Origin of the sequence: Streptomyces luteosporeus (genome assembly GCF_039532865.1) — a bacterium.
GTDB classification, from domain to species: domain Bacteria; phylum Actinomycetota; class Actinomycetes; order Streptomycetales; family Streptomycetaceae; genus Streptomyces; species Streptomyces luteosporeus.
Genome location: NZ_BAAASL010000008.1, coordinates 81,911 through 106,267, shown reverse-complemented (window position 1 = coordinate 106,267; position 24,357 = coordinate 81,911). Strand labels below are relative to the sequence as shown.

15 protein-coding genes and 1 pseudogene are annotated in these 24,357 nt (G+C 72.9%); 9 read left to right on the top strand and 7 right to left on the bottom strand.

Annotated elements, in window-relative coordinates; genetic code table 11:
• Window positions 1-20: 20 nt before the first annotated feature.
• Window positions 21-1,493, bottom strand: coding sequence for a CehA/McbA family metallohydrolase (locus ABD361_RS12290; protein ID WP_344435069.1), 1,473 nt, complete (start codon window positions 1,491-1,493; stop codon window positions 21-23).
• Between the two features lie 172 nt (window positions 1,494-1,665).
• Between ABD361_RS12290 and ABD361_RS12285 the strand changes: the two genes are divergently transcribed.
• From ABD361_RS12285 to ABD361_RS12275, 3 genes are all read left to right on the top strand, one after another.
• Window positions 1,666-2,523: a TIGR03619 family F420-dependent LLM class oxidoreductase gene (locus tag ABD361_RS12285; protein WP_344435068.1), complete on the top strand. Its 858-nt coding sequence runs from the start codon at window positions 1,666-1,668 to the stop codon at window positions 2,521-2,523.
• Window positions 2,524-2,669: 146 nt separating this feature from the next.
• Complete coding sequence (locus ABD361_RS12280; RefSeq protein ID WP_344435067.1) at window positions 2,670-5,279, top strand: bifunctional FO biosynthesis protein CofGH; 2,610 nt, start codon at window positions 2,670-2,672, stop codon at window positions 5,277-5,279.
• A 234-nt stretch (window positions 5,280-5,513) separates the two neighbouring features.
• Window positions 5,514-6,635: a DUF8017 domain-containing protein gene (locus ABD361_RS12275; protein WP_344435066.1), complete on the top strand. Its 1,122-nt coding sequence runs from the start codon at window positions 5,514-5,516 to the stop codon at window positions 6,633-6,635.
• 158 nt (window positions 6,636-6,793) lie between these two features.
• On the opposite strand, the gene ABD361_RS12270 is transcribed toward ABD361_RS12275, so the two are convergent.
• From ABD361_RS12270 to ABD361_RS12260, 3 genes and pseudogenes are all read right to left on the bottom strand, one after another.
• Window positions 6,794-7,000 (bottom strand): DUF397 domain-containing protein, encoded by a 207-nt coding sequence (locus ABD361_RS12270; RefSeq protein ID WP_344435065.1) that lies wholly within the window; start codon window positions 6,998-7,000, stop codon window positions 6,794-6,796.
• A gap of 231 nt (window positions 7,001-7,231) precedes the next feature.
• A pseudogene (locus tag ABD361_RS12265) lies at window positions 7,232-8,115 on the bottom strand (helix-turn-helix domain-containing protein).
• A 286-nt stretch (window positions 8,116-8,401) separates the two neighbouring features.
• On the bottom strand, window positions 8,402-9,199 hold the full coding sequence (locus ABD361_RS12260; RefSeq protein ID WP_344435064.1) for a GOLPH3/VPS74 family protein: 798 nt from the start codon (window positions 9,197-9,199) through the stop codon (window positions 8,402-8,404).
• A 386-nt stretch (window positions 9,200-9,585) separates the two neighbouring features.
• Here ABD361_RS12260 and ABD361_RS12255 point away from each other — a divergent pair, with 386 nt between their 5' ends.
• The 4 genes from ABD361_RS12255 to ABD361_RS12240 all read left to right on the top strand — a co-directional run bounded on the left by ABD361_RS12255 (window position 9,586) and on the right by ABD361_RS12240 (window position 16,027).
• Complete coding sequence (locus ABD361_RS12255) at window positions 9,586-12,015, top strand: D-alanyl-D-alanine carboxypeptidase family protein (protein WP_344435063.1); 2,430 nt, start codon at window positions 9,586-9,588, stop codon at window positions 12,013-12,015.
• A gap of 139 nt (window positions 12,016-12,154) precedes the next feature.
• Window positions 12,155-14,086 carry an MFS transporter gene (locus ABD361_RS12250; RefSeq protein ID WP_425583201.1) on the top strand — a complete coding sequence of 644 codons (1,932 nt, stop codon included), beginning with the start codon at window positions 12,155-12,157 and terminating at the stop codon, window positions 14,084-14,086.
• A 260-nt stretch (window positions 14,087-14,346) separates the two neighbouring features.
• Window positions 14,347-14,910: a hypothetical protein gene (locus ABD361_RS12245; protein ID WP_344435062.1), complete on the top strand. Its 564-nt coding sequence runs from the start codon at window positions 14,347-14,349 to the stop codon at window positions 14,908-14,910.
• A gap of 451 nt (window positions 14,911-15,361) precedes the next feature.
• Window positions 15,362-16,027 (top strand): class F sortase, encoded by a 666-nt coding sequence (locus ABD361_RS12240; protein ID WP_344435315.1) that lies wholly within the window; start codon window positions 15,362-15,364, stop codon window positions 16,025-16,027.
• Here ABD361_RS12240 and recQ read toward each other — a convergent pair.
• Together recQ and ABD361_RS12230 are read right to left on the bottom strand one after the other, a co-directional pair.
• Window positions 16,012-17,907 (bottom strand): DNA helicase RecQ, encoded by a 1,896-nt coding sequence (gene recQ / locus ABD361_RS12235; RefSeq protein WP_344435061.1) that lies wholly within the window; start codon window positions 17,905-17,907, stop codon window positions 16,012-16,014. The two genes, ABD361_RS12240 and recQ, sit on opposite strands and share 16 nt — an antisense overlap.
• Window positions 17,908-17,988: 81 nt before the next feature.
• Entirely contained in the window at window positions 17,989-20,022 is a 2,034-nt protein-coding gene (locus tag ABD361_RS12230; protein WP_344435060.1) for a restriction endonuclease, read from the bottom strand.
• A gap of 189 nt (window positions 20,023-20,211) precedes the next feature.
• Here ABD361_RS12230 and ABD361_RS12225 point away from each other — a divergent pair, with 189 nt between their 5' ends.
• Together ABD361_RS12225 and ABD361_RS12220 are read left to right on the top strand one after the other, a co-directional pair.
• Window positions 20,212-20,610 carry an ATP-binding protein gene (locus ABD361_RS12225; protein WP_344435059.1) on the top strand — a complete coding sequence of 133 codons (399 nt, stop codon included), beginning with the start codon at window positions 20,212-20,214 and terminating at the stop codon, window positions 20,608-20,610.
• A gap of 92 nt (window positions 20,611-20,702) precedes the next feature.
• Window positions 20,703-21,131, top strand: coding sequence for a nuclear transport factor 2 family protein (locus tag ABD361_RS12220; RefSeq protein ID WP_344435058.1), 429 nt, complete (start codon window positions 20,703-20,705; stop codon window positions 21,129-21,131).
• A 304-nt stretch (window positions 21,132-21,435) separates the two neighbouring features.
• Here ABD361_RS12220 and ABD361_RS12215 read toward each other — a convergent pair whose 3' ends face one another.
• Window positions 21,436-24,312, bottom strand: coding sequence for an NACHT domain-containing protein (locus ABD361_RS12215; RefSeq protein WP_344435057.1), 2,877 nt, complete (start codon window positions 24,310-24,312; stop codon window positions 21,436-21,438).
• Window positions 24,313-24,357 lie beyond the last annotated feature (45 nt).

The following is a 24,357-nucleotide window of genomic DNA, read 5'->3' as shown; positions in this document are numbered from 1 at the left end:
GCCGGCCCAGCCACACCGGGTCAGCCCAGCCACACCGGGTTGGTCATGGCCGCCATCGCGCCTGCCGGGCCGGCGTGGCGGACCTCGGCCCGTACGTACGCCGCGCGGGCGGGGGAGGTGCGCCACTGCACGCGGCCGTCCGCGGGGAGCGGGGTCGTGTGCAGCGGTCCCTGGTCCGTGACGAGGACGGCCGTGCCGTCCGGGACGCCCGACACCTGCAGCAGGAAGGTCACCTCCGCCGCCGGGTCGGCGTGCAGGCGCTCGCCGATGCCGGCGTGGGCGCCGCGGGTGCCGGTGGCGGAGAAGGACAGCTGAACCGCCGAGGACTCCGCGATCCAGCTGCGGCCCGAGCGCAGGGCGGACAGCAGGGCCGGGCGGGAGAGGTCGTCGGCCAGGACGACGGTCTGCGGCAGGCCCACGACCTGGGGTTCGCGGTGGGCGTCGCTGTTGCCCATGGCGGGCAGCCAGGTGCGGCCCTGCCGGGCGGAGGCGACGAGCAGGGCGTCCCAGGCGGCGACGGCCATCTCGTCGTCCGGGGTCCAGGGGCCGTTCCACACCTCCAGCACGTCGGCGTCGGCGTAGCCGTACTTCCAGTTGCAGCCGACGCAGGGGCCGAATGGATGGGCGGGAACGACGATGCCGCCTGTTTGCCGGATCCTGTGGGCGAAACGCGGGAACGCGCCGTCTTTCGCGCGGTAGCGCCAGTCGATGAAGACCCCGGGGTCGGTGCCGAGCGCGAGCACGTGGCCGTTGCGGGTGGTGACCTCCTCGCCGGTCAGGACGAGCAGGTCGTCGCCCCACAGGCCCTGCCAGGCGCCGTGCGAGGAGGTGGTGTTGTGCTCGGTCGTGGTGATCCAGTCCAGGCCGGCCGCCCGGGCCGCCGCCGCGATCTCGGCGGGGGTGCGCTTGCCGTCCGAGTGGACGCTGTGCAGGTGGTTGTCCCCCCGGTACCAGGCCCGGCCCCGCCCGCGCGCCCGCTGCGGGGGGTGCACCGGCGCCGGCGTGGTGCCCGCGGGACCGTACGTCAGGGTCACCGTCACCTCGTACGCCAGGCCCTGCGGGGCGACCGTGTACGGGCCGAGGACGACGTGCCAGGTGCCGGGCCGTACGGGGCCGGCGAGGTAGCCGGGGGTGGCGCGCTCGGCGCTGATGGCGAACTCCGTACGGGCCCCGCCGGACCAGCCCCGGAAGCCGGCACCGCCCAGGGCGGTGCCGCGCTCGTCGAAGATGCCGATGTCGCAGGCGTTGCCCTGGGTGCCGGGCGGGACGGCGGGTCTGTCGTAGGCGTAGGAGACGGCGATCTCGCGGACGCCGGGCGGCACTTCCACCGGGAGGTAGACGTAGTCGGGCGCGGCGGCCGGCAGGCGGCCGCTGATCTTCCGGGTCTGCGTGCGTCGTCCCGGTTCGCCGGCGAAGCTCACGCCGTCGAGCGTAAGCACACCCGCCGCTGCGGCGACGGCAGCCGTCATTGCAAGTACGTCGCGTCGGTGCATCGGGAAGCCCCCTCGCGTATGCCGTGGCCACACTGTTGTACGCCCGGGTGGCCGCCGGAGGAACGCGCGCCGTCGGATTGTCTGTCAGTTGTGTGTCGGCTGTTCGTCCTGGGGCCATTCGCAGCCGCAAGGCCCTACCGTGGGTCACATCCCTGGACGGAGGTGCCCCCGCATGCGGATCGCCACCACGATCTTCCTCACCGACGAGACGATCACGCCGGTCCGGCTGGCCCGTGAGCTGGAGCAGCGCGGGTTCGCCGGGCTCTACCTGCCCCAGCACACGCACATCCCGGTCAGCCGTACGACCCCGGCGCCGGCCGGGGACCCGCTGCCGCGCGAGTACGGGCGGGCCCTGGACCCCCTCGTCGCGCTCGCGCAGGCCGCGGCGGTCACCCACCGGATCGAGCTGGGCACCGGCGTGGCCCTCGTCGCCCAGCAGGACCCCATCGTGCTGGCCAAGCAGGCGGCCAGCCTCGACCACCTCAGCGGCGGCCGCTTCACCCTCGGCGTCGGCTACGGCTGGAACGTGGAGGAGGCCGCCGACCACGGCATCGAGTGGCGGACCCGGCGCGAGCTGGTGCGCGACCGGATGGCCCTGATGCGCGCCCTGTGGGCGGGGGAACCGACGGCGTACGAGGGCGAGTTCGATTCCGTCCAGGCCAGCTGGGCGCACCCCAAGCCGGTGCGCCCGCCGCGCGAGCGCAAGGACGCCGAACCGCTGACGGGCCCGCGCACCCTCATCGGCGGCTCGGCCGGGCCGAAGCTCTTCGCGGCCGTCGTCGAGTTCGCGGACGGCTGGCTGCCGCTGGGCGGCAGCGGCCTGCGCGAGACGCTGCCGCAGCTGCGCCGGCTGTGGCAGGAGGCCGGGCGCCCGGGGGAGCCGGAGGTCGTCCCGTACGCCGTGCACCCCTCAGCCGGGAAGCTCGCGCACTACGCGGAGCTGGGGATCGAGGAGGTCGTGGTGGGGCTGCCGGCGGCGTCCGAGGCGGAGGTGCTGCGCGCCCTGGACGCGCACGCGGAGTTCCTGTAGGCGGCGCCGGGGCGGCGGATCGGGAGCCGTTCCGGAGTCGTTCCGGAGCCGTTTCGGAGGCTGCCTCCGTATAACGTGAGAAGAGGCACATGGAACCGTCTCTTCCAGTACCTGGCACGGTCGTCATCCGCTCGTATGCTCGGACAATGACTTCGAGCGCACAGCGAACCGGGCAGCAGGCCACCCCGAACGCACCGACCGCCAACGCCATGCGGCGTGCGCTCAAACGGGCCCGGGACGGCGTCGCGCTGGACGTGGCGGAGGCGGCCGTGCTGCTGCAGGCGCGCGGGGCGGACCTGGAGGACCTGTGCGCCTCCGCCGCCCGCGTCCGCGACGCCGGGCTGGAGGCCGCGGGCCGCCCCGGCGTCATCACCTACTCCAAGTCCGTCTTCATCCCCCTCACCCGTCTCTGCCGCGACAAGTGCCACTACTGCACCTTCGCCACCGTGCCCGGCAAGCTCCGCCGCGCGGGCGAGGGGATGTTCATGTCCCCCGACGAGGTCCTGGCCGTCGCCCGGCGCGGCGCCGAACTCGGCTGCAAGGAAGCCCTGATCACCCTCGGCGACAAGCCCGAGGACCGCTGGCCGGAAGCTCGCGAGTGGCTCGACGCCCACGGCTACGACGACACCATCGCCTACGTCCGCGCCGTCTCCATCCGCATCCTGGAGGAGACCGGGCTGCTGCCGCACCTCAACCCCGGCGTCATGACCTGGACGGACTTCCAGCGCCTCAAGCCCGTCTCCCCCTCCATGGGCCTGATGCTGGAGACGTCCGCCGAACGGCTGTGGAGCGAGCCGGGCATGCCGCACCACGGCTCGCCCGACAAGGAGCCCGCCGTCCGGCTGCGCCACCTGGAGGACGCCGGCCGCAGCTCCGTGCCCCTGACCAGCGGACTGCTGATCGGCATCGGCGAGACGCCCGAGGAGCGCGCCGAGTCGCTGTTCGCGCTGCGTCGCGTCGCCCGCGCGTACCACGGCATCCAGGAACTGATCATCCAGAACTTCCGGGCCAAGGCGGACACCGCCATGCGCCGCATGCCCGACGCGACCCTCGACGACCTGGTCGCCACCGTCGCCGTCGCCCGGCACATCATGGGCCCCTCCGGCTGCCTCCAGGCCCCGCCCAACCTGGTCGACGACGAGTACGCGCGCCTGATCGGCGCCGGCATCGACGACTGGGGCGGCGTCTCCCCGATCACCCCCGACCACGTCAACCCCGAGCGCCCCTGGCCGCAGATCGAGGAGCTCGCCGAGCGCTCGGCCGCCGCCGGCTTCCGCCTCAAGGAACGCCTCGCGGTCTACCCGGAGTTCGTCCAGCGCGGCGAGCCGTGGCTGGACCCCCGCATCCTGCCGCACGTGCGCGCCCTGGCCGACCCCGCAACCGGGCTGGCCGACGAGAACGCCGTCGTCAAGGGCATCCCCTGGCAGGAGCCCGAAGAGGTCTTCACCGCCACCGGCCGCACCGACCTGCACCGCTCCATCGACACCGAGGGCCGCACGTCCGACCGCCGCGACGACTTCGACGACGTCTACGGCGACTGGGAGGCGCTGCGCGAGGCCGCCGCGCCCGGCATGGCGCCCGAACGCATCGACGCCGACGTGCGCGAGGCGCTGCGGCAGGCCGCGGACGACCCCACCCGGCTGACCGACCCCCAGGCCCTGGCCCTGCTGCACGCCGACGGCCCCGCCCTCGACGCCCTGTGCCGCGTCGCCGACGACCTGCGCCGCTCGGTGGTCGGCGACGACGTCACGTACATCGTCACGCGGAACATCAACTTCACCAACGTCTGCTACACCGGCTGCCGTTTCTGCGCCTTCGCCCAGCGGCGCACCGACGCCGACGCCTTCACCCTCTCCCTGGAACAGGTCGCCGACCGGGCGCAGCAGGCGTGGGACGTGGGCGCGGTCGAGGTGTGCATGCAGGGCGGCATCCACCCCGACCTGCCGGGCACGGCCTACTTCGACATCGCGCGGGCGGTCAAGAAGCGGGTGCCCGGCCTGCACGTGCACGCCTTCTCCCCGATGGAGGTCGTCAACGGTGCGACGCGCACCGGGCTGTCGATCCGGGAGTGGCTGACGGCGGCCAAGGAGGCCGGGCTCGACTCCATCCCGGGCACGGCCGCCGAGATCCTCGACGACGAGGTGCGCTGGGTCCTCACCAAGGGCAAGCTGCCCACGGCCACCTGGGTCGAGGTCATCAGGACGGCGCACGAGCTGGGCATCCGCTCGTCCTCGACGATGATGTACGGGCACGTCGACCAGCCCCGGCACTGGCTGGGGCACCTGCGGCTGCTGGCGGGCATTCAGCAGGAGACGGGTGGTTTCACCGAGTTCGTCACGCTGCCCTTCATCCACACCAACGCCCCCGTCTACCTCGCGGGCATCGCCCGCCCCGGCCCGACCCTGCGCGACAACCGCGCGGTGACCGCCATGGCGCGGCTCCTGCTCCACCCGCACATCCCCAACATCCAGACGAGCTGGGTCAAACTCGGCACCGAGGGCGCCGCCGAGATGCTCCGCTCCGGCGCCAACGACCTCGGGGGCACGCTGATGGAGGAGACCATCTCCCGCATGGCCGGCTCCTCCTACGGGTCGTACCGCTCGATCCGCGACCTGGTCGCCATAGCCGAGACCGCAGGGCGCCCGGCCCGGCCGCGCACCACGCTGTACGGCGAGGTGCCCGCCGAACGGCAGCGGACCGCCCTCGACTCCGACGGGCACCTGCCGGAGCTGCTGCCAGTACTGGACAACGGCTGACGCGATCACAGTGCCCCGTCAGGGGCGCGGGGAACTGCGCGACAAGCCACGACGCGCCCGCAGCGTGTCGACTGCGGGCCGCCGGTGGCCGATCGCGCCCACGTGGCGGCAGCCGCAGATGGACACTGGCCCGCGCCCCTTCGGGGCGCTGGGGCGCTACGTACGCGCAAGTGTTGCCGATCTGTCGCCTTCCGCCGATCGGCGGGCGACACCGGCCCGCGTAGGGTGTCCCGCATGTCTTGGCCCCAGAACCCGCAGCAGCCGCAGCAACCGGAGCAGCCGCAGAGCCCGCCGTCACCGCCCCAGGGCGGCTTCGGCCCGCCGCCCGCGTGGGGCCCCGACGGCGCGGCGCACGCCCAGCCCACCGTCGTCTCCCAGCCGGCGGTGCCGGCCCCGCCCGGCCCGCCCGGCGCGGTGCCCCCGCCCCCGGGCGCCGTTCCGCCGCCGCCCGGTGGCGCGCCGTACGGGGCTCCCGGGCCGGGTGGGCCCGGTGTGCCCCCGGCGCCGTACGGCATGCCGGCGCCTGCGCCCGCACCCGGCGCACCCGCGCCGTCCGGGAAGAAGAAGACGCTGCTCGCCGTGGTGGGCGGCGTCGTGGCGCTCGCCGTCATCGGCGGCGCCGCCGTGTTCCTGCTGAAGGACGACGGCGACGACAAGCAGGACCGGAGCAAGGGCAAGGGCTCCGCCTCCCAGGCCCCGGTCGCTCCCGCACAGCCCGAGGGCAATGCCTCCCCGAGCCCGTCCGGGGCGCAGCCCATGGTGGCCGGCTGGCAGACGCAGGGCCGGGAGGAGCACTTCTTCCAGTACGACGTGCCGGCCGCGTCCGACAAGTGGAAGGTCTTCCCGACCGACACCGCCATCGCCTACACCGAGAACGGCAAGCCCGTCGTCGTGATGACCGGCGCCGCCAACTACAAGGAGGGCGGCTGCTCCTCGCAGCCCAACCCCGACTCCGTCGGCGAGGCCGGCAAGGGCCAGCTCGCCACCGTCGGCACCACCGGCGGCGGCAAGGACGGCGACCTGAAGGAGAACGCCCGCAACTGGGCGGGCAACTGGGGCTTCATGGCCTACGGCGGCAAGGACCACAAGCCGAAGATCGAGGTCACCGATCAGGCCTGGAACCGCAACGGCATCCAGGGCTGGACGGCGACCGCCAAGGTCACCGTCACCAACCGCCCGAGCCCCTGCGTGCCGCCGACCGCGATCGTGAAGAGCATCGCCCAGAAGATGCCCGACGGCACCTTCCACGGCTGGGTCCTCTACGCCGACCAGGGCGTGCCCGACGCGCTCACCGAGGCGCAGATCGACAAGATCATGAGCACGGTGCGCCCGCTGAAGGCGGCCCCGGGCGCCTGACCCGTACGCCCCGCAGGGGGTGCGCGCCGGCATGACGGAGCCCTCTCGTCCGGGACGACGGACCGGGACGAGAGGGCGCCGTGGGCGCGGAAATATCGATACGGCAGTGCTGCGCACGGTGCCGGGCCGGGGGATCCGCGGTCCCCGAGGGGCGGGTCTCAGCGGGACTGACGTACGTCGTCGCCGACGACCGTCACGAACGCCGTCCAGGACGCCGGGGAGAAGGCCAGCGCGGGGCCCTGAGGGTCCTTCGAGTCACGGACCGCGATGGACCGCGGAAGCGGGGAGGCCACCTCCACGCAGTCGCCGTGCGCGAGGGAGTAGGAGGACTTCCGCCACGTGGTCTTGCCCTGCCGAATGGCCATGATTGCTCCGATGCATTGAGTGCTGCCGAGGACGATCCGGGATACGGCCGAGAACTGTCTGGTCAGATCAGAACACCGGCGTCCCCAGGTGCCGTCGACGTTACGCGCCAACATCACCGGCTGTCGGGGGCGTTCACTCGACCGGATGGCATATTCCAATCACCCCTTCCTCGCAGGTGGTGAGAGGTGTACCGTTCCGCCTCTCGCTGCGCGGGAGTCGAAAAAGGGCCCTCAGGAAACCTGATCCTGCCCCTGCTCCGCCCGGGCCCAGTCCTCCGCCACCCGCAGCATGAAACGGCGCGAGTCCTCGGCGTTGAGGGCCTGCATGCGCAAATGCTCGTACATCACGCTGTACGCCTGGACGTCGTTCGGCTTCTCCAGGTACAGGTCACTGGTGATGCCTTCGAGGTAGACCGTGCTGGCGTCCTGCGGGTCGTGGAACTCCAGGATGGAGAACTTCCCGTACATCCCCGGATGCGCCCCCACCGAGTACGGCAGCACCTGCACGGTGATGTGCGGGCGCAGGCTGAACTCCATCAGGTGCTCCATCTGTTCGCGCATGATGGCGTTGCTGCCGACGATCCTGCGCAACGCGGACTCGTCGATGACGGCCCACAGCCGCAGCGGGTTCTCCGGGTCGGTGATGCGTTCCTGCCGCCTCATCCGCACCTGGACGCGCCGCTCCACCTCCGCCGCCGTGGCCTCCGGCCAGGAACCCTCGGTGACCGCGCTCGCGTAACTCGGCGTCTGCAACAGGCCCGGCACGAGCGAGCCTTCGTACACGCGCAACGACGCCGCGTCCGTCTCCAGGCCGATGTACACGCTGTAGGGGATGTCGCCGAAGGCATGCCACCAGCCCTGCTGGCGCGACTCCTTCGCCATCTGCATCAGCGAATCGACGATGCGGTGGCCTCGACGCCGTACACCCCGCACAGGTCGCGGACGTCGCGCTGGCTGATGCTGCGGCGGCCGTTCTCCAAGCGGCTGATCTTCGACTGCGAGACCAGGAGCCGCTCGGCCACCTCCTCGGCCGTCATGCCCTTGAGTTCACGGAGCTTGCGCAGCTCCTGCCCCAATCGGCGCCGCCTTACGGTGGGGTTGACACTGGACGCCACGGGACGCACCTCCGGCTCCGTCATGCTGCTGTCTCCTGCTCGCAGCCTGCCACCACATGCCCTGGCGGCGCTGGAAAATGCTTATTCCAAGTGCGCGCGGTGCGGTCGGCGTGCGGGTGCATGTGACGTAGACGGTTCGGTGCTCGTTCCGGGCACGCCGAGGCGCGCGGTGCGCCGGGCCGCACCGCCGGTTCCTGCGCGGTGCGGCCCGACGTCCCGCGCGCTGCGGTGGGTCGGTGTGCCGGTGGTGGTGTGGATCAGGCCGGTCCGGGGCTGCCGAACCGTTTCACGAGGCCGCTGCGCGGGCCATGTACCCGGTGCGGTGCGCGGCCTGCTGCCCGGCGGCGACCGCCGCCGCGGGCGGAACGGACTGCCGTACGGACGCCCGCCGGCCGGTGCCGCGGCCGCTGCCCGTACCCCCCGCGCCGGCCGCCGCGGCCGGGGCGCGGCGCGGCTGCGCACCGGCACCGTTCTGCACGTCCATCACGGCGTGCGCCACCAGACCGCCCATGGGGTCGTGCCGGATCAAATCCCGCAGCCGGGACCGGGACGAACGCCCCTCGTTGCCGGGGTAGAGGTGCTTGCCCAGGCCCACCGCGTGGGCCAGCGCGGCGAGCGCCGCGGTCCGCGGGTCCGGCGGCACGCCGGTGCGGATGGCACTGTCCAACCGGGCCCTGATCTCCCGGCTGATGGCCGTGTCCGTCGCCTGGTAGCGCGTGGTCGGCAGCACTCCGCACATCTGGCCCGCGACGGCATGCACCATGCCGCACCGCTCCAGATGCGTGAGGTACGTCTGACGCAGCCCCAGCCGGGGCCCGCCGATCCAGCTGACCGCCCGCACCGGGCTGCCGCGGCGGCGCAGCAGCTCGAGCGCGGTGTCCAGGGTCGGATCACCTGTCGGCCGTGGGTGCACCACGGCGATACGATCCCCGTCAGGGGCTATCCGTCCGGCCAGGGCCAGCTCCACGAGCTGTGCCCCGGCGAGACCGAGGTCGAGCGACTGCGGCTGCGCCGTGGTCCCCGTCGCCGGGTCCAGGGCGAGCAGCAGAAGCTCCTCCGGAATTGTTCTGCGGCTCCTGCCCATCCATGCCTCCCCGCGTGGATGAGTGACAGGGTGACCCCTCTCACATTGGTCTGTCGAGACCGCGTGGTGACTTCGTGTGGGAACCGGTAGGTATGTCGTCTCGTCTTGCACGTGGGTGAAGGCAGCCGAAGGCGGGCAGCTCCCTCCCGGCCCCCGGCCGTGCCCTGGCGCGACGGCGGCAGAGGACACTGGTAGACGTTGAGATGATCCGGGCAGCGGGACGGTACGCCGTCCCGCGTCGGTGTACGGCGCGTGAATTCGAGGAGGCATCGGTGGCGGGCGAGTCCCCCGGCATGTCGGAGCAGCGGAAGTCGTCGGGGGAGACGACTGGCACCACTGGTACGACTGGCACGACCGGCAACGAACGCGACCCGAGACTCGGGCTCGTGAAGCAGCCCGACGCCGAGGCCGGCGCCACGGGCGACGGCCACAAGAACGGCGACGAGGGCGGCCGCAAGGACGCCCCGAAGGACGGGCACAAGGACGGCCACAAGGACGGCGACGCGCGCCTGAAGAAGGCCGTGGAGGCGTGGGTGTCCGGCTCGGACGAGGCGGCGGACGACGACGCGCCGTCCGAAGAGGCTGCGGAGGGCGTGCCCGCCGACCGGGCGACGGCCGTGTTCCGCGCGGTGCGCCCGAAGGCGGACGAGGTGGTTGCGGACGGAAAGCCGGCTGAGCGTCCGGAGACGGACGGTTCGGCGAAGGACGCCGGTGGCGATGCCGATGCCGATTCCCAGGACGGCAAGGCCGCCGCCAAGCCGGCAGAGGACGAAACGCCCGCCGCCGACAAGTCCGCTGCCGGGGAGCAGAAGGCCCCCGCCGACCGTGCCACCGCGGTCTTCCGCACCGTGAGCCCCAAGGCGGACGACAAGGACGCCACCGGCGAGGACGCCGACAAGGACGCCGCCGGCAAGGACGAGGCCCCCGTCGACCGGGCGACCGCCGTGTTCCGTGCCGTGCGCCCCAAGGCGGACGAGGCCGAAGCGGCCGACGAGGCCAAGGGCGACTCCGGCGCGCAGACCGCGGAGACCGCGGAGAACGCGGAGGAGAAGCCTTCCGCCGACCAGCCGACGGCCGTCTTCGGCGCCCTGCGCCCGAAGGCCGGCGACGCCGCCGGGAAGGGCAAGGACGACAAGGTCGAGGGCGCGAACGAGAAGAAGCCTTCCGCCGACCAGCCCACCGCCGTCTTCCGTGCCGTCAAGCCGAAGGCCGACGCCATCGAGGAGCCGACCGAGCTGCTCAAGGCCCCCGAGCCGCAGGGCGAGGGCGGCGCCGCCAAGAGCCGCTTCGTCCCGCTGAAGAAGGACGACGAGGCCCCCGCCAAGCCCGCCGCCCCCAAGGCGGCCAAGCCGGCCGCCGCCCCCGCCCCCGCCAAGCCCGCCCCGGCCAAGCCGGCCGCCGCGCCGGAGCAGCCGAAGCAGCCGGAGCAGGCGCCCAAGGCGTCGATCCCGCCCGCCGCGGGCATGCCCCGCCCGGGCGCCGTGCCGGCGGCCGGCGAGCAGGCGGCGCCGCCCGCCGCGCCGCTGGACCTGCTGGCCCAGCTGACGAACACGCCGCCGCCCCCGCAGACCCCGCTGCGCACCGCCGTGCGCCGCGTGAAGATCTGGACGCCGCTCGTCCTGCTGCTCCTGATCGTCTTCTGTGTGGTGCAGGCGTTCCGCCCGCTGCCCGACCCGCGCCTCGCGCTGGGGGCGAAGAAGTCCTACAGCTTCGAGGGCGGCAGCGCCTCCTTCGTCTGGCCGGACGAGGGCCAGTCCGCGGCCAAGGTCGTGGGCGCCGGCGACGTGGGCACGTACGGCCCGCAGAAGCCGGTGCCGACCGCGAGTGTCGCCAAGGTCATGACCGCCTACGTGATCCTGCAGGGTCACCCCCTGCAGAAGGGGGACAAGACCAGCAACAAGATCACGATCGACGAGGCGGCGGAGAAGGAGTCCAGCGCCGAGGGCGAGTCCACGGCGAAGGTCCGTGCGGGGCAGGAGTTCTCCGAGTACGACATGCTCCGCATGCTGCTCATCCCGTCGGGCAACAACATCGCCCGTCAGCTCGCCCGGTGGGACGCGGGCGGTTCCGAGGAGGCGTTCGTCAAGAAGATGAACGACGCCGCCAAGCAGCTCGGCATGACCAACACCACCTACACCGACCCCAGCGGCCTGACGGCGACGACGAAGAGCACGGCCGTGGACCAGGTGAAGCTGGCCGAGGTGATGATCAAGAACCCGGTCGTCCGGGAGATCACCCAGCAGCCCAACGCCGACATCCCCGGCGGCCCGCACATCAACAACAACAACGACTCGCTGCTCGTGAAGGGCACCGGGGTCCTCGGCATCAAGACGGGCTCCAGCAGCGCGGCCGGCGGTGCGCTGATGTGGGCGGCGCGGCGGATGCTCGACGGCAAGGAGTACCTGATCGTCGGCGCCACCATGGACCAGCACTTCAAGGGCCTGGACCCCAACGCCGAGAACAGTCTCACCAAGGTCAAGAACAAGAGCTACGAGCAGCTCACGTCCATCCAGAAGGCGCTGACCACCGCCACCGTCGTCAAGAAGGGCGACGTCGTCGGCACGGTCGACGACGGCCTCGGCGGCAGCACGCCGGTCGTGGCGACCAAGGACGTCGTGGCCGTGGGCTGGGCCGGCTTCCAGGCGAAGTTCGCGCTGAGCGACGGCGGCCGGAAGATCCCGCACCAGGCGAAGGCCGGTACGGAGGTGGGCGAGCTCACGGTCGGCAGCGGCCCCGACGCGGTCAAGGTGCCGGTCGCGCTGAAGACCGCCCTCGCCGAGCCGTCCTTCGGCTCGAAGCTGACCCGTCTGGGCTGACGCACCCCCCGCGGCGGCGCGCTCGCGCCGCCGCGGGGCCGCCCGCGCGCGTGTTAGCGTCGCGGGGGTTTGCGCACGGCAGCCGGAGCATGCGTGAAGATTGGGGGAAATGGACCGGGGGAAGACGGGGAGTGGCGCAGTGACGACCGTGGAGCCCGCACGGGCCCGACGGCCCGGGCAGGAACAGCCGGGCAGCCAGGACGACGGCGCCCGAGCCGCCTCCGAGACCTCCGAGGACTCCGAGGCGCCCGTGGCCTCCGGAACCGGCCCCGAGGCCCCCACCGCGCCGCGCAGGCGGCTGCGCCGGCCCTCCTGGGCCGTCGTCCCCCACCACCGCAAGGTCCGCCGCCGGCTGCTGACCGGCACCGTGCCGGTGACGCTCGCCGTCGCCGCCGCCCTGCACCTGCTGTGGGTGCTCGTCTTCGCCAACAGCGGCGGTGACCTGGCCGCACAGGACGCCTGGGCCGAGTTCGCGCTGCAGCACCCCTCCTCGGCGTACAACCTCGCCTGGTACGGCGGCATGCACCCCGTCTCGTACAGCGTCATCTCGCCGTACCTGATGGCGCAGATCGGCGTGCGCAGCACGATGATGCTCGCCGGCACGATCTCCGCGGGCCTGATCGCCCTCCTGCTCGTGCGCAGCCGCGCCGTGCGCCGGCCGCTGTGGCCGGCGATGTACGGGGCGTTCGCGCTGCTGTGCAATGCCATCTCCGGCCGGGTGACCTTCGGGCTCGGCACGATGTTCGCCCTGGCCGCCGTGGCGACGGTCTTCGCGTGGCCGGCGCGCTGGCGCGCGACGGGCCGCCACCGCTGGCCGCGGGCGGTGCTGGCGGGCGTGATGGCCGGCCTGGCGACGGCCTCCAGCCCGGTGGCCGGCCTGTTCGTGGGCATCGTCGCGGCGGCGCTGTGGCTGGGCCGGCGGCGGCCGGCCGCGTACGCGCTCGGCGTGCCGCCGGTGCTGGTGGTGGCGCTGTCGGCGTGGTTCTTCCCGTTCTCCGGGCAGCAGCCCATGGCGTTCGCCTCCGCGATCCTGCCGCTGCTGGCGGGCATCTTCGGGATGGCGTTCACCCCTCGCTCCTGGCGCACGCTGCGGACCGTCTCGGCGCTCTACGTGCTGGGCGTGCTGCTCGTGTGGCTCATCCCCTCCCAGATCGGGACGAACATCTCCCGCCTGGGCATGATCTTCGGCGGCGTCGTGCTCGTCGCCGTCCTCACCGACGCGCAGGTGCCGCCGCGCGCCGAACTGCTGAAGCGGGGGCGCGCCTGGCTCGCCGCCGTCCTGGCCCTGACCACCATCACCACCTGGCAGCTGGTCAACTCCATCAGCGACATCATCCACACCACCCCGGCCGCCTCCTGGGCCCGCGAGCTGGCCCCCCTCGTGGACCGGCTGCAGCAGGTCGACGCGGCCGGCGGCCGCGTCGAGGTGGTGCCCGCACGCAGCCACCGCGAGGCCTCGGCGCTCGCCCCCTACGTCAACCTCGCCCGCGGCTGGAACCGCCAGGCCGACCTCAAGCGCAACCCCCTCTTCTACGAGGAGGGCATGCTCACCGCCGACAGCTACCGCACCTGGCTCAGCCGCTGGGCCGTGGCCTACGTCGTGCTGCCCACCGGCGAGCCCGACAACGCCGCCGTCGAGGAGGCCAAGCTCGTGCGCGGCGGGCTGCCGTACCTGCGCGAGGTCTGGTCGGACGCCAACTGGAAGCTGTTCCAGGTCAAGGAGCCCACCCCGCTCGCCGATCCGCCCGCGGTCGTCGAGCGCTCCGACGCCGAAGGGATCACCGTCAGCGTGCGCACGGCCGGGCCCGTGCTCATCCGCGTCCCGTACTCGCCGTGGCTCGGCCTCGTCGACGCGGCCGGCAAGGACGTCCAGCCCCCCAAGGCCGGGCCGAACGGCGAACCCCCGGTCAACGTCAACGGCTGCCTGACCAAGCAGGTGCAGGAGCCGAAGGCCGGCCAGCCCGAGGACGACTGGACCGTCCTGCGCGCCCCGCACCCCGGTACGTACCGCATCGTCGCCCGCTACAAGCTGCCGCGCGGCACGGGCTGCCCGGACGACCTGGCGCGATGACGCTGCGCGCGGGGGCGGCTGCGCACCGTCACCCGTTCGCAGTCCTGCGCCGCGGTCGGGCGCATCCGTCCGGTTGATCTTTTGGCACCCGGCATGACCTGCTGATTCGGTGCGCGGACGGTGCGCCGTACGGGCCCGTGCGGGGCACCGGCCGGGGTGCGGAGCGGCCGGGAGGCGGCTTCGCTCGGGGTGAAGGAGCGCGGAGACCCGACTCCTGCTGCGGCACATCGGCGTGCCGCGTCCGCGCTCACGGAGGAAGCATGCGTACTGCACGAGTGCTCGCCGGGACCGCACTGACCATAGCCGCGCTGGGCCTGCCGGCCGTCCCCGCGCTCGCCGACCTGCACTTCGGGAAGTTGGAGGTCACCCCCGCGAGCGTCCGCCCGGGTGCCACCGTCACCGTCAACACCACCGCATGCGGCCCGGACGGCAAGGGCACCGGCGACGCCAGTGCGGTCGGCGGCCCCGCGTCCTTCGCGCTCAAACCGGGCACGCACAAGGAAACCGTCGTCGGCGAGTTCAAGGTGCCGGACACGGCCAAACCCGGCACGTACGGCATCGGCGCCAAGTGCGCCAACGGCAAGGAAGCCACCGGCGATGTCACGGTCACCGGCAGCGGCGGCAGCAGCTCCGCCAAGCCCAGCCCCGCGCCCAGCATGTCGATGTCGCCGATGCCCAAGGGCGGCATGAAGACCGGCGTCGGCGGCACCAGCGACGACTCGGGCACCGTCGAGATCGTGGCCGGCGCCTCCGTGCTGGGGGCGGCGCTCGCCACCGGCGTGTGGTTCCTGCGCCGCCGCAGCAGCAGCGGCGACCAGGCCTGACGGCCCGACGCGAGGACGGTCCACGGTGCCGGCCGGACCGCGCCTGGGCCCCCGGGCACGCCCCCGCCGCCCGGGGGCCCGTTCACCGGGCCCGCACGCGGCGTACCTCCGCACCGAGGGGGCGTCCCCGCGCACCCCGGGCCGTGCCCGCCCGGCCGCGGCCCCGGCGCCCCCCGCCCTCCGCGACGCCGCCCGGCCGGGCGTCTGCTGGGCCTCGGAAGACGAGCTCGCCGCGCTGCGCGCCGCTGCCGATCTGGTGCGGGCGCATCCGGCGGTGCTGCACCGGGCACTGGTCGACCGGGGTGCGGGCGTACAGGCCGAGGGGGCGACGGGGGCCGGGAAGGGTGCGGCGGCGCGCGGGGCCGCGCCGGAGCGGGCGCCGCGGCGGCAGTCGGGCAGGCGCGGTTCCGCCCGCGCGGGGGCGTCGTCGAAGCGGAGCCCGGTGCCGGGGGTGTGGCGGCGGGACGTTCTCGTCGGTGCCGTCGTCGCCCTTGCGCTGTGCGGGGGGAGCTGGCTCGTCCAGCGGGGGGTGCGGGAGGTGGGGCCGCCGCCGCAGCCGTCGCGGGAGCAGGCGTTCTCGACCGCGGGCATGCCGCTCATGGGGCCGCGGCCGGACGAGCGCGTCGTGCCGCCGTTGCCGGCGGCCGCGCCGACGCGGGTGCGGATACCGGCCGTGCAGGTGGACGCCCCTTTGGTGCCGCTCGGTCTGGAGGCGGACGGGACGCTGGCCAGTCCGCCGGAGGACGACCGCAATCTCGCCGGCTGGTACGCGGGCGGCACCGCGCCCGGCGCCGCGGGGACCGCCGTGGTGGCCGGGCACGTCGACACCGGGAGCGGGCCCGCGGTCTTCTACAGCCTGGGTGCCCTCAAGAAGGGCGACACCGTGGAGATCGCGCGCGAGGACGCCCGCACGGCCGTGTTCACGATCGACGCGATCGAGGTCTACGACAAGGCGGACTTTCCCTCGGAGAGGGTCTACGGCGCCACGAACCGCGCCGAACTGCGCCTGATCACCTGTGGCGGCGGCTTCTCGCAGGAAGCCGGCGCCTACCTCGGCAACGTGGTCGTCTACGCCCATCTCACGGGCGTGCTCCACTTGCCTCAGCTGCTGGGCTGAGGCTGACCGGCGAGCACCTCCAGGAGGGAGTCGCCGTACTTGGCCAGCTTGTTCTCGCCGACGCCGCTGATGCCGGAGAGCTCCTCCAGCGACCCCGGCACGGCCGTGGCGATCTCGCGCAGGGTGGCGTCGTGGAAGATGACGTACGCCGGGACGCCCTGCTCGCGCGCGGTCGCCGCGCGCCAGGCGCGCAGCGCCTCGAAGACGGGCACCGCCTGCTCGGGCAGTTCCGCAACGGCAGCGGAACGCTTGCCTCCGCCCGCGCCTCCCCCCGCGCCGCCGCTCTTCGCGGAGCGACCCGGCTTCTCGGGCTCGCGCCGCATCGGCACCTGCCGCCGCTGCCCCAGGACGTCCCCGCTGGCCTCGGTCAGCACGAGCGTGCCGTACTCGCCCTCCACCGCCAGCAGCCCCTGCGCCAGCAACTGCCGCACGACCGCCCGCCATTCGGCGACGCTCAGCTCGGTGCCGATGCCGAAGACGGTCAGCGCGTCGTGGTCGTGCTGGATGACCTTCGCGGTCTTCTTGCCGAGCAGGATGTCGATGATCTGGCCCGCGCCGAACTTCTGCCGCCGCTCGCGCGCCAGCCGGAAGACCGCCGAGAGGAACTTCTGCGCGGCGATCGTGCCGTCCCACGTCACCGGCGGGGTCAGGCACGTGTCGCAGTTGCCGCAGGAGGTGGCCTCCGGCTCCTGCCCGAAGTACTCCAGCAGCCGCCCGCGCCGGCACTCCACCGTTTCGCACAGCGCGAGCATCGCGTCCAGGTGGGCGGCGAGGCGCCGCCGGTGCGCGTCGTCGCCCTCCGAGCCGTCGATCATCTTGCGCTGCTGGACGACGTCCTGCAGGCCGTACGCCAGCCAGGCCGTCGACGGCAGCCCGTCACGGCCGGCGCGGCCGGTCTCCTGGTAGTAGCCCTCGACGGACTTGGGCAGGTCGAGGTGGGCGACGAAGCGCACGTCCGGCTTGTCGATGCCCATGCCGAACGCGATCGTCGCCACCATCACGATCCCGTCCTCGCGCAGGAACCGCGCCTGGTGCTCCGCGCGCGTGGCCGCGTCCAGGCCCGCGTGGTAGGGCAGGGCGTCGATGCCGTGCTGGACGAGGAAGGCGGCGGTGTCCTCGACGCCCTTGCGGGACATGCAGTACACCACGCCCGCGTCGCCGGCGTGCTCCGCGCGCAGCAGCTCCAGCAGCTGCTTCTTGGGCTCGGTCTTGGGCACGATCCGGTACTGGATGTTGGGCCGGTCGAAGCTGGCGACGAAGTGCCGGGCGTCGTCCAGCTTCAGCCGCGTCGCGATCTCCCGGCGCGTGGCGTCGGTGGCCGTGGCCGTCAGGGCGATGCGCGGCACGTCCGGCCAGCGCTCGTGCAGCGCGGACAGCGCCAGGTAGTCGGGCCGGAAGTCGTGGCCCCACTGGGCGACGCAGTGGGCCTCGTCGATGGCGAAGAGGGAGATCTTGCCGCGGTCCAGCAGCCGCAGGGTGGCGTCGACGCGCAGCCGCTCGGGGGCGAGGTAGAGCAGGTCGAGCTCGCCGGCGAGGAACTCCGCCTCGACCATGCGCCGCTCGTCCGCGTCCTGCGTGGAGTTCAGGAAGCCGGCCCGCACCCCGAGGGCGCGCAGCGCGTCCACCTGGTCCTGCATGAGGGCGATCAGGGGGGAGACGACGACGCCGACGCCCGGGCGCACCAGCGCCGGGATCTGGTAGCACAGCGACTTGCCGCCGCCGGTCGGCATCAGGACGAGCGCGTCGCCGCCGGCGACGACGTGCTCGACGATCGCCTCCTGCTCGCCGCGGAACGCGTCGTACCCGAAGACGCGCCGCAGGCAGCGCAGGGCGTCGCTGTCGCCGCCTGCGGGGCCGTGCTGGGTGGGGTCGTCGGACATGGAGGGAAGTCTAGGGGCCCCCACCGACAGCCGGAGGCCGATCAAGGAACCCCGGGACGCGGGGCACGTCGGGCGAGCAGGTCAGGCCACTTCCATGCCGAAGTCGAGCACCAGCGCCTCCAGCCCGCCCGGGTAGCCCTTGCCGCCGACCACGAAGTCCCAGTCGCCGCCCGGCCGCCTGCGGAACGAGCCGAGGACGAGCGCGGTCTCGCCGGGCCGCCCGTCGGAGACCTCCAGCTGCCCGAGCTCGGTGCCAAAGGCGTCGGCCAGCCGGATCCGGGCGTCGGTGAAGAGCGCGAGGTCGGCGTCCGGATTGATCTCCGGGTCGATCGCGGCGGCGAGCACGAGCCGGTCGGCGGCCTCCGGCAGCTCCTCGAAGCGGACATGCAGGGCCGCCTTGTCGCCGGCGGACGGCGCGGCGGAGCGGACCGCTCCGTCGGGGGTGCGCGGGTTGTTGAAGAAGACGAAGTGGTCGTCGCTCAGCACGCGCGAGCCACTGCAGACCAGGGCGCACACGTCGAGGGCCACGCCACCGGACCACGACAGGCCGAGCACGCTGTGCGTCTGCGTCTGCGTCTGTGTCTGCGCAGGCCCGGCGCCGGGCTCCGGCTCCCGCCGCGGCGCCCCGCCCCCGAGCCGGCCGCGCAGGCCGTGCTGGGCGAGCAGGGCCACGAGCTCCTCGCCGGAGATCAGCGTCAGCGGCTTGCCGCCGGCGAAGGCGTGCGAACCGGGGCCGAACTTCGACGTCGTCACCAGGACGCCCTTGTTGGCGCCGGCCGCCTGCACGGTGCCGTACAGATCGCGTACGGCGGTCGGGGGCACGGTCTTGCGGTACCGCTTGACCTGCACGATGATCCGCCCGCCGCTGATCGGGTCGGGGTCCAGGGCCTCGACGTCCACGCCGCCGTCGTTCGAGCGGCTCGTCATCACCGCGCGCATCCCGCGGGCCCGGAACAGCTCGGCGACCAGCGCCTCGAACTCGACCGGGTCCATCTCGAACAGGTCCGGGTCGTCCCCGCCGCCGTGGGAGACCACCGAGCGCCCCACGTCCGCCGGCAGCCGCCCGGGCCGCACCGCGGCCAACTGGTCGGGCCGGGCCGACACCTGCCCGCCCAGCCCGCCCGTCACGCACTCCACCGCGTCGACCTGCTGCAGGTTCATGGCGGCGAAGACGTCGCGGTCGGCGGTGACGGTCGCCAGGTGGATGTGGGCGGGCCGCCCGGTGGCCGGATCGTGCTCGTCGACGAAGCCGTTGCAGACCACCGACTGCAGCGCCCCGAAGGCATCCGCGGCAAACAGCTCGCGCACCGCCAGCAGCACGCACTGGGCCACCACGTCGCGGTAGACCGAGCGCCGCTGGCCGGCCGGGCGGGCGGTCTCCTTCTCCTCGTCGCTCGCCGCCACGTACCGCACGGCCTTCGCGGCCGGGACGACGTCGAAGCCCGGCAGCTCCCAGTCCAGCACCAGCTGGCGGGCGCCGGGGTCGTAGGCGGCGGATATCTGGTGCGGGAACTCCTCCGGCCAGGCGGCCGAGGCGTACAGCGCGGCGGAGAAGTACTCGACGACCGCGTCCGGATCGCCCGCGCGCAGGGCCGCCTCCATCTCGGCGACGCCCGCGTTGTGCCGGCGTATCTCCGCCAGGGTGGTGGCCGCCCACTGGTCGTACTGCTGCCTGTAGGCGGCCAGTTGCTGCTGGCGCTGCGTCTCGGCGGCCTGCGCGGCGTACCAGTCGCGCTCGAAGCGCTCGCGCGCACCGAAGCCCCCGTACTGGCCGGCGTCCGGCATCGGCACGGGCCGGGCCAGGTGCCCCGGACTGAACGGCTCCAGCTGCTCCGGGCGCCGCAGCCCGGCCACCGTGAAGGCCGGCGCGCGGCACCCCGCGGCCAGCAGCCCCTCCAACTCGGCGACGCGCGCCTCGATCTCCTCCGTCCGGCGCCGCGCCTCGGCCTCCCGGGCCTGCCGGTACGCCTGGCGCTGCTCCCGGTCCTGCCGGGCCGCCGCCCGCGTCGCCTCCCGCTGCGCCTGCACCTCGGCCCGGTGCCGGGCCTCCTGCTGCCGCTGTTGCTGCCGCTGTGCCTCGGCCCAGACCCCGAGCAGCCCACCGCGCCGACTCATCCGGATTCCCTCCCCGCCCCTGACGGGTCAACTTTAGTGGGCGGGGGAGGGCGAAAAGATCACCTGTGTGAGGGATTCGGCGGCGGGCGGCCGTCACTTCCTGGGTGACCGGGAACGTGTCCGCGGTCGTGGCCCGCTCGTTCTCGTCGCAGGAGCCCTTTTCGTCCCGTTGATCCTGGGGAGTCCCCGATGCGACGAGTCCTCGCGGCGGCCGGCCTGGCCGCCTCCGCCCTGACCATGGCGACAGCCGGCCCGGCCGCAGCCCTGCCCAAGGCGCCGGACCTGGCCGGGCTGGGCGTGAGCGTGGACGCGGTGGCGCAGCGGGCGACGGCGGCCGCCGGCGACGCCGGCGGCAGGGCCGTCCGCCGCACCGTCCCCGCAGCGGGCCGCACGGGCGGCACCGCCGTCCGCACGACGACCGCCGCGGCCCGCCGCCTCACCCGCGAGGCCGCCGGTTCGGCGAGCGACATCCTGGGCGAGACCTCCGCCTCCGCAACCCGCGCCGGCCTTCCGATCGGCGGCCTCCCGACGAAGGGCCTGCCCCGCGTCGATCGCCTCCCGGCGGTGGACGTCACGGGCCTGGGCTGAGCGAGACGTCTAGTCAAGTTTGATGAGTCGCCCGTTCGGGCATACCCTCGCTGCCGCAACTGCTCATCAAATTTGACTAGTGGGGGAAATGTATGACCGTCCTGCCCGACACCGGATACACGCCCACCGCCGAGGACCGCGCGAGCCTGGACGCCTGGTTCGCGGAGTACGACGCCCGAAGCGCCGAGCGCGACGTCGAACGGATGGCCGACATGGCGGTCTTCCCCCTCAACCTCGTCAGCGACGACTCCGCCGGAAACGGCCGCACCGCCCAATGGGACCGCGAGCAGTTCGTCACCACGATGAAGCACGTGATGGCAGACGGCCCCGAGGACATCACCTTCGAGTCGACCCGCACCCCCGTCTTCCTCGCACCGTCCATGGCCGTGGTCTTCACGAACTGCACCATGACGACGGGCGACCACACCCGGCAACTGCGCTACGCCGACATCCTGGTCAGGCGGAACGGCACGTGGGCCTTCCAGACGATGCTCCAGAGCGGCTGGGGCGACAACCTCTGAAGGCCCCGAACCCCTGAAGGCCCCGGACCGCACACGGTCCGAGGCCTTCACCAGGTGCCCCCGGGCAGATTCGAACTGCCGACACCCGCTTTAGGGGTTTTCCCTGGTCGCGAGTCGCGCAACTTCCAGCCCAGTAACGCTTTCCGGGGGAGTTGGGCACGTGTGGCCGCAGTCCATCGTGATGCGCACGGCGGATTCCTCACCGGGTCGACGGCTAGGGCACGATTGGTGGAGTCTGCGCGACCGTCCGTTCCCATTTCCGGCGATGGTCGCCCCCGGCGCGTCGTGCGTGGTATCGCTCCTGTCACCCGTCAGGTCGAGGGCGCACACCATCGTCACACCCCGGACAATCCTCGGTATCGAGGGCCTGGACCGTTCGGCAGTGGTTGCAGCTCCAGTGCGTCGGAGCCGGCGCGGCCTGATGCGCGTCCTTCGGACGGACGGATAGGTCGGCGTCCCGGCGTAGCGCCTCCATGATCGAACCGTTGGGGTCGAGACGCGGCACTGCAGAGACCAGCATTCTCGCCGCCAATCGGTGGTCCGCCGACTCCGAGGAAGCGGCCCGCGCCAGGAGCGAAGGGCGCCGATCGCCTGAGGTCATGACGGCGACGGCGTGAAAGAGGGCCGCCCGGTAGCGAGGCCAATGGGTCATGTCCCTGTCGAACAGCTTCTGGCCGTCCCACGGAACGCAACCTCTCTCCAGGTTGATAAGCACGTTCGCTGCCGACCACGCTATCCATGAGGAGTCCGCTTCCAGGCACGCCAGCAACGCCGTCTGCTGGGCGTCCGTGAGGGCCTGCCCGAGATCGGGGAGCAGCGATGGCTCGACCAAAGGGGGTGTGCTCGCGACGAGCCACTCGTTCAGCAGTGAATCGGGCACGGTGATCCGCTGGAGGTGACGCGCCTGGGCGGCCACAGCCGCCTTGTCGATGCCGTACGCGTCCGCCGTCGCGTCGAGCCACGCCCGGCGCTCGTCGGCACTATCGTGAGCGAAGGTGCGGCTGATCTCGCTCTCCGGAGAATCGGAGTATCCGGTCGCCGCGAGAAGGTCGCCAAGGGCGGTGAGCGACCAGAAATCCCCGTCCATGGGCTCCGGGCACGGGCCATAGAGCGACACGAGGTCGGAGAGGAGGGCCGTCCTGTCGTCCCGCGAGCTGGATACCCAGTGCCGCAGGCTGGTGGCGACGTTCCCCCAACGCCGACGCGTATCGAATCCCGCGCGCGTGAGTGCGGCGTAGATCCTCTCTGCGACGCGCCCCGGCGTGTGCATCGCAAGGGCGAACACGAGCTCACCCGCGTCGTCGGATAGCTCACTGAGATGTTCAGCCGCGCCTAGGGCGACCTGTTCCATTCCCGGTGTAAGGACGCCGCCACCGACCATCTCCCATCTGCGCCGCCCTTTCTGCACCATCTCGGTGCCCTGTGGCAGGGGAAGCGCTAGCACCGCGCGGAGCGCTTCGATCTCCGCCCCGCTCAAGGGGGACGCGTCCGTGCGTGCGTCCGTCAGCGCACACAGGGTCCGGGCGATCGACTTGGCGGTGCCGTCAAGCTCGGACAGTTCCACGAGGTCCGCTCGCTGTCGCCGAGACGCTGACGGCAGGGCTAGCAGACACGCGGCCTCCACGAAGGACCACGGCCCCGTGTTGGGTGTCTTGTCCCACAACGCCGGGAAGAACTTTGGGGGCTTGCTGGGACCGCGCGGGAGTACCGGCTCGCCCACTAGCGCACCGAGGACTCCGTCCGTCAACTGGCCCAGGACCCGTTCCATCTCGTTGTCGGAAAGACTTACGACGCCGCGCGCCGCGAGATCAGTCACCATCAGGGTGGCCTCCCGCTGCGTCTCACCGACATCGAGTAGTGCCTCGGTCGTACGGGGATCGAGGCCGGCGGCGAGTGCGATCGCCCCATCGGAGTCCGTGTGGGCGAGGGCGAGGTGCAGCCAGTCCCGCAGTTCCTCGGCACCGCACGACCGCACCCACATGGCCGTTGCGATCTCGGTGAAGACCTTGCTGCGAGCGGTGAGTTCGCCCGCGCTGTTCACGACGAACACGGCGACGTGCTCGTCCCAGAACCGGAGCACGTGTTCCGCCACCTCGCCGGCCGCGGCGGGCGGCATGGCCCAGCGCAGCGGGTCCCTCAGCATGCTGGTCAGCGTCTCGAGGGCGCGTCCCGCCGGAGGGGTCGCCTCGCCGTTGAGGAGTCGTCCGAGCGTGACGAACCCGTCGAGGAGCATGCCCGTCGTCAGCGTGGGTGCCCAGGGCCGGGCCGGGGCGAGCATCCCCCGCAGCCGCTCCTGCTCCCACCGGTGTACGGACTGTTCCACCGCGCGGTGCAACAGCGCTGCACGTCCCTTGGGGAGGTCGGCGTCCGGCGCGTTCGCGCAGACGAGAGCGAGCAAAGTGGCGAGCAGCGGCACCTCGAGCAGGTGCGCGTGTTCCTTCTTCGCAGCTTCGATCCAGGCGCGTCGCGTTGCCAGGAAGGCCGCTCGGTCAGGCTCGGGAATCCGTGCCTCGGCACAGGCGATGAGGACGCTGTCGACCGTCGCGCCTAGATCTCGAGGAGGCGCGAGCTCCACACGGGGCAGACCGAGCCGGGCTGCGGCCCCTTGCGCGTTCGCCCGGGTCGTCACCACGATCCCGCAGGAGGGATGCAGGGACGCGAGGATCTCTTCGAGCTGCTGCGCGACCCAAGGGGCGCGTGCCCCGCATTCGTCGAGTCCGTCGCAGAGGACAAGCGCACACCCCCGGTCGATCTCCTCCTTGAGGTACGCGGCGAGCGGCGCCCGGTCCGCGTCCGGCACTGTGCCCGCCACGGCGTCGTCGACCAGGCCATCGATGGTCAGGCGTCCCGGCTGCCCTTTCAGCAGACGCGGCAGCGAGACGGGGATCGGGACGGGAGCGTCGGCGTGGCTGGCACAGTGAGCCGCGATCTCCCGCAGCGCCGCCGATTTCCCTGAGCCCGGCTGCCCCACGATGAGCATGCGGCGCCAACGCCTGAGGCGTTGGAGGAGAGGTGAGGAGATGCGCTCACCCTCCACGTCGATCCGGAGGCCGTCCATGAGGTCGTCGACGACGAGGGGCGAGAGGTCATCAGCGAGCAGGCTGAGGTCGATCCGTCCGGCCTCCGCTGCGAGCCGGCTGCGGTACGCGTCGACGGCGTTCCGACGGGAGGCCAGACGCATCGCTACCTGACCTCCCTGGTCCGGGAGCACGGTCACCCCCGAGGC

What these genes read in the sequence shown, in the direction of transcription:
- ABD361_RS12290 (WP_344435069.1), bottom strand. Translation starts at nt 1,493, where the DNA reads ATGCACCGACGCGACGTACTTGCAATGACGGCTGCCGTCGCCGCAGCG.
- ABD361_RS12285 (WP_344435068.1), top strand. Translation starts at nt 1,666, where the DNA reads ATGCGGATCGCCACCACGATCTTCCTCACCGACGAGACGATCACGCCG.
- ABD361_RS12280 (WP_344435067.1), top strand. Translation starts at nt 2,670, where the DNA reads ATGACTTCGAGCGCACAGCGAACCGGGCAGCAGGCCACCCCGAACGCA.
- ABD361_RS12275 (WP_344435066.1), top strand. Translation starts at nt 5,514, where the DNA reads ATGTCTTGGCCCCAGAACCCGCAGCAGCCGCAGCAACCGGAGCAGCCG.
- ABD361_RS12270 (WP_344435065.1), bottom strand. Translation starts at nt 7,000, where the DNA reads ATGGCCATTCGGCAGGGCAAGACCACGTGGCGGAAGTCCTCCTACTCC.
- ABD361_RS12260 (WP_344435064.1), bottom strand. Translation starts at nt 9,199, where the DNA reads ATGGGCAGGAGCCGCAGAACAATTCCGGAGGAGCTTCTGCTGCTCGCC.
- ABD361_RS12245 (WP_344435062.1), top strand. Translation starts at nt 14,347, where the DNA reads ATGCGTACTGCACGAGTGCTCGCCGGGACCGCACTGACCATAGCCGCG.
- recQ (WP_344435061.1), bottom strand. Translation starts at nt 17,907, where the DNA reads ATGTCCGACGACCCCACCCAGCACGGCCCCGCAGGCGGCGACAGCGAC.
- ABD361_RS12230 (WP_344435060.1), bottom strand. Translation starts at nt 20,022, where the DNA reads ATGAGTCGGCGCGGTGGGCTGCTCGGGGTCTGGGCCGAGGCACAGCGG.
- ABD361_RS12225 (WP_344435059.1), top strand. Translation starts at nt 20,212, where the DNA reads ATGCGACGAGTCCTCGCGGCGGCCGGCCTGGCCGCCTCCGCCCTGACC.
- ABD361_RS12220 (WP_344435058.1), top strand. Translation starts at nt 20,703, where the DNA reads ATGACCGTCCTGCCCGACACCGGATACACGCCCACCGCCGAGGACCGC.
- ABD361_RS12215 (WP_344435057.1), bottom strand. Translation starts at nt 24,312, where the DNA reads ATGCGTCTGGCCTCCCGTCGGAACGCCGTCGACGCGTACCGCAGCCGG.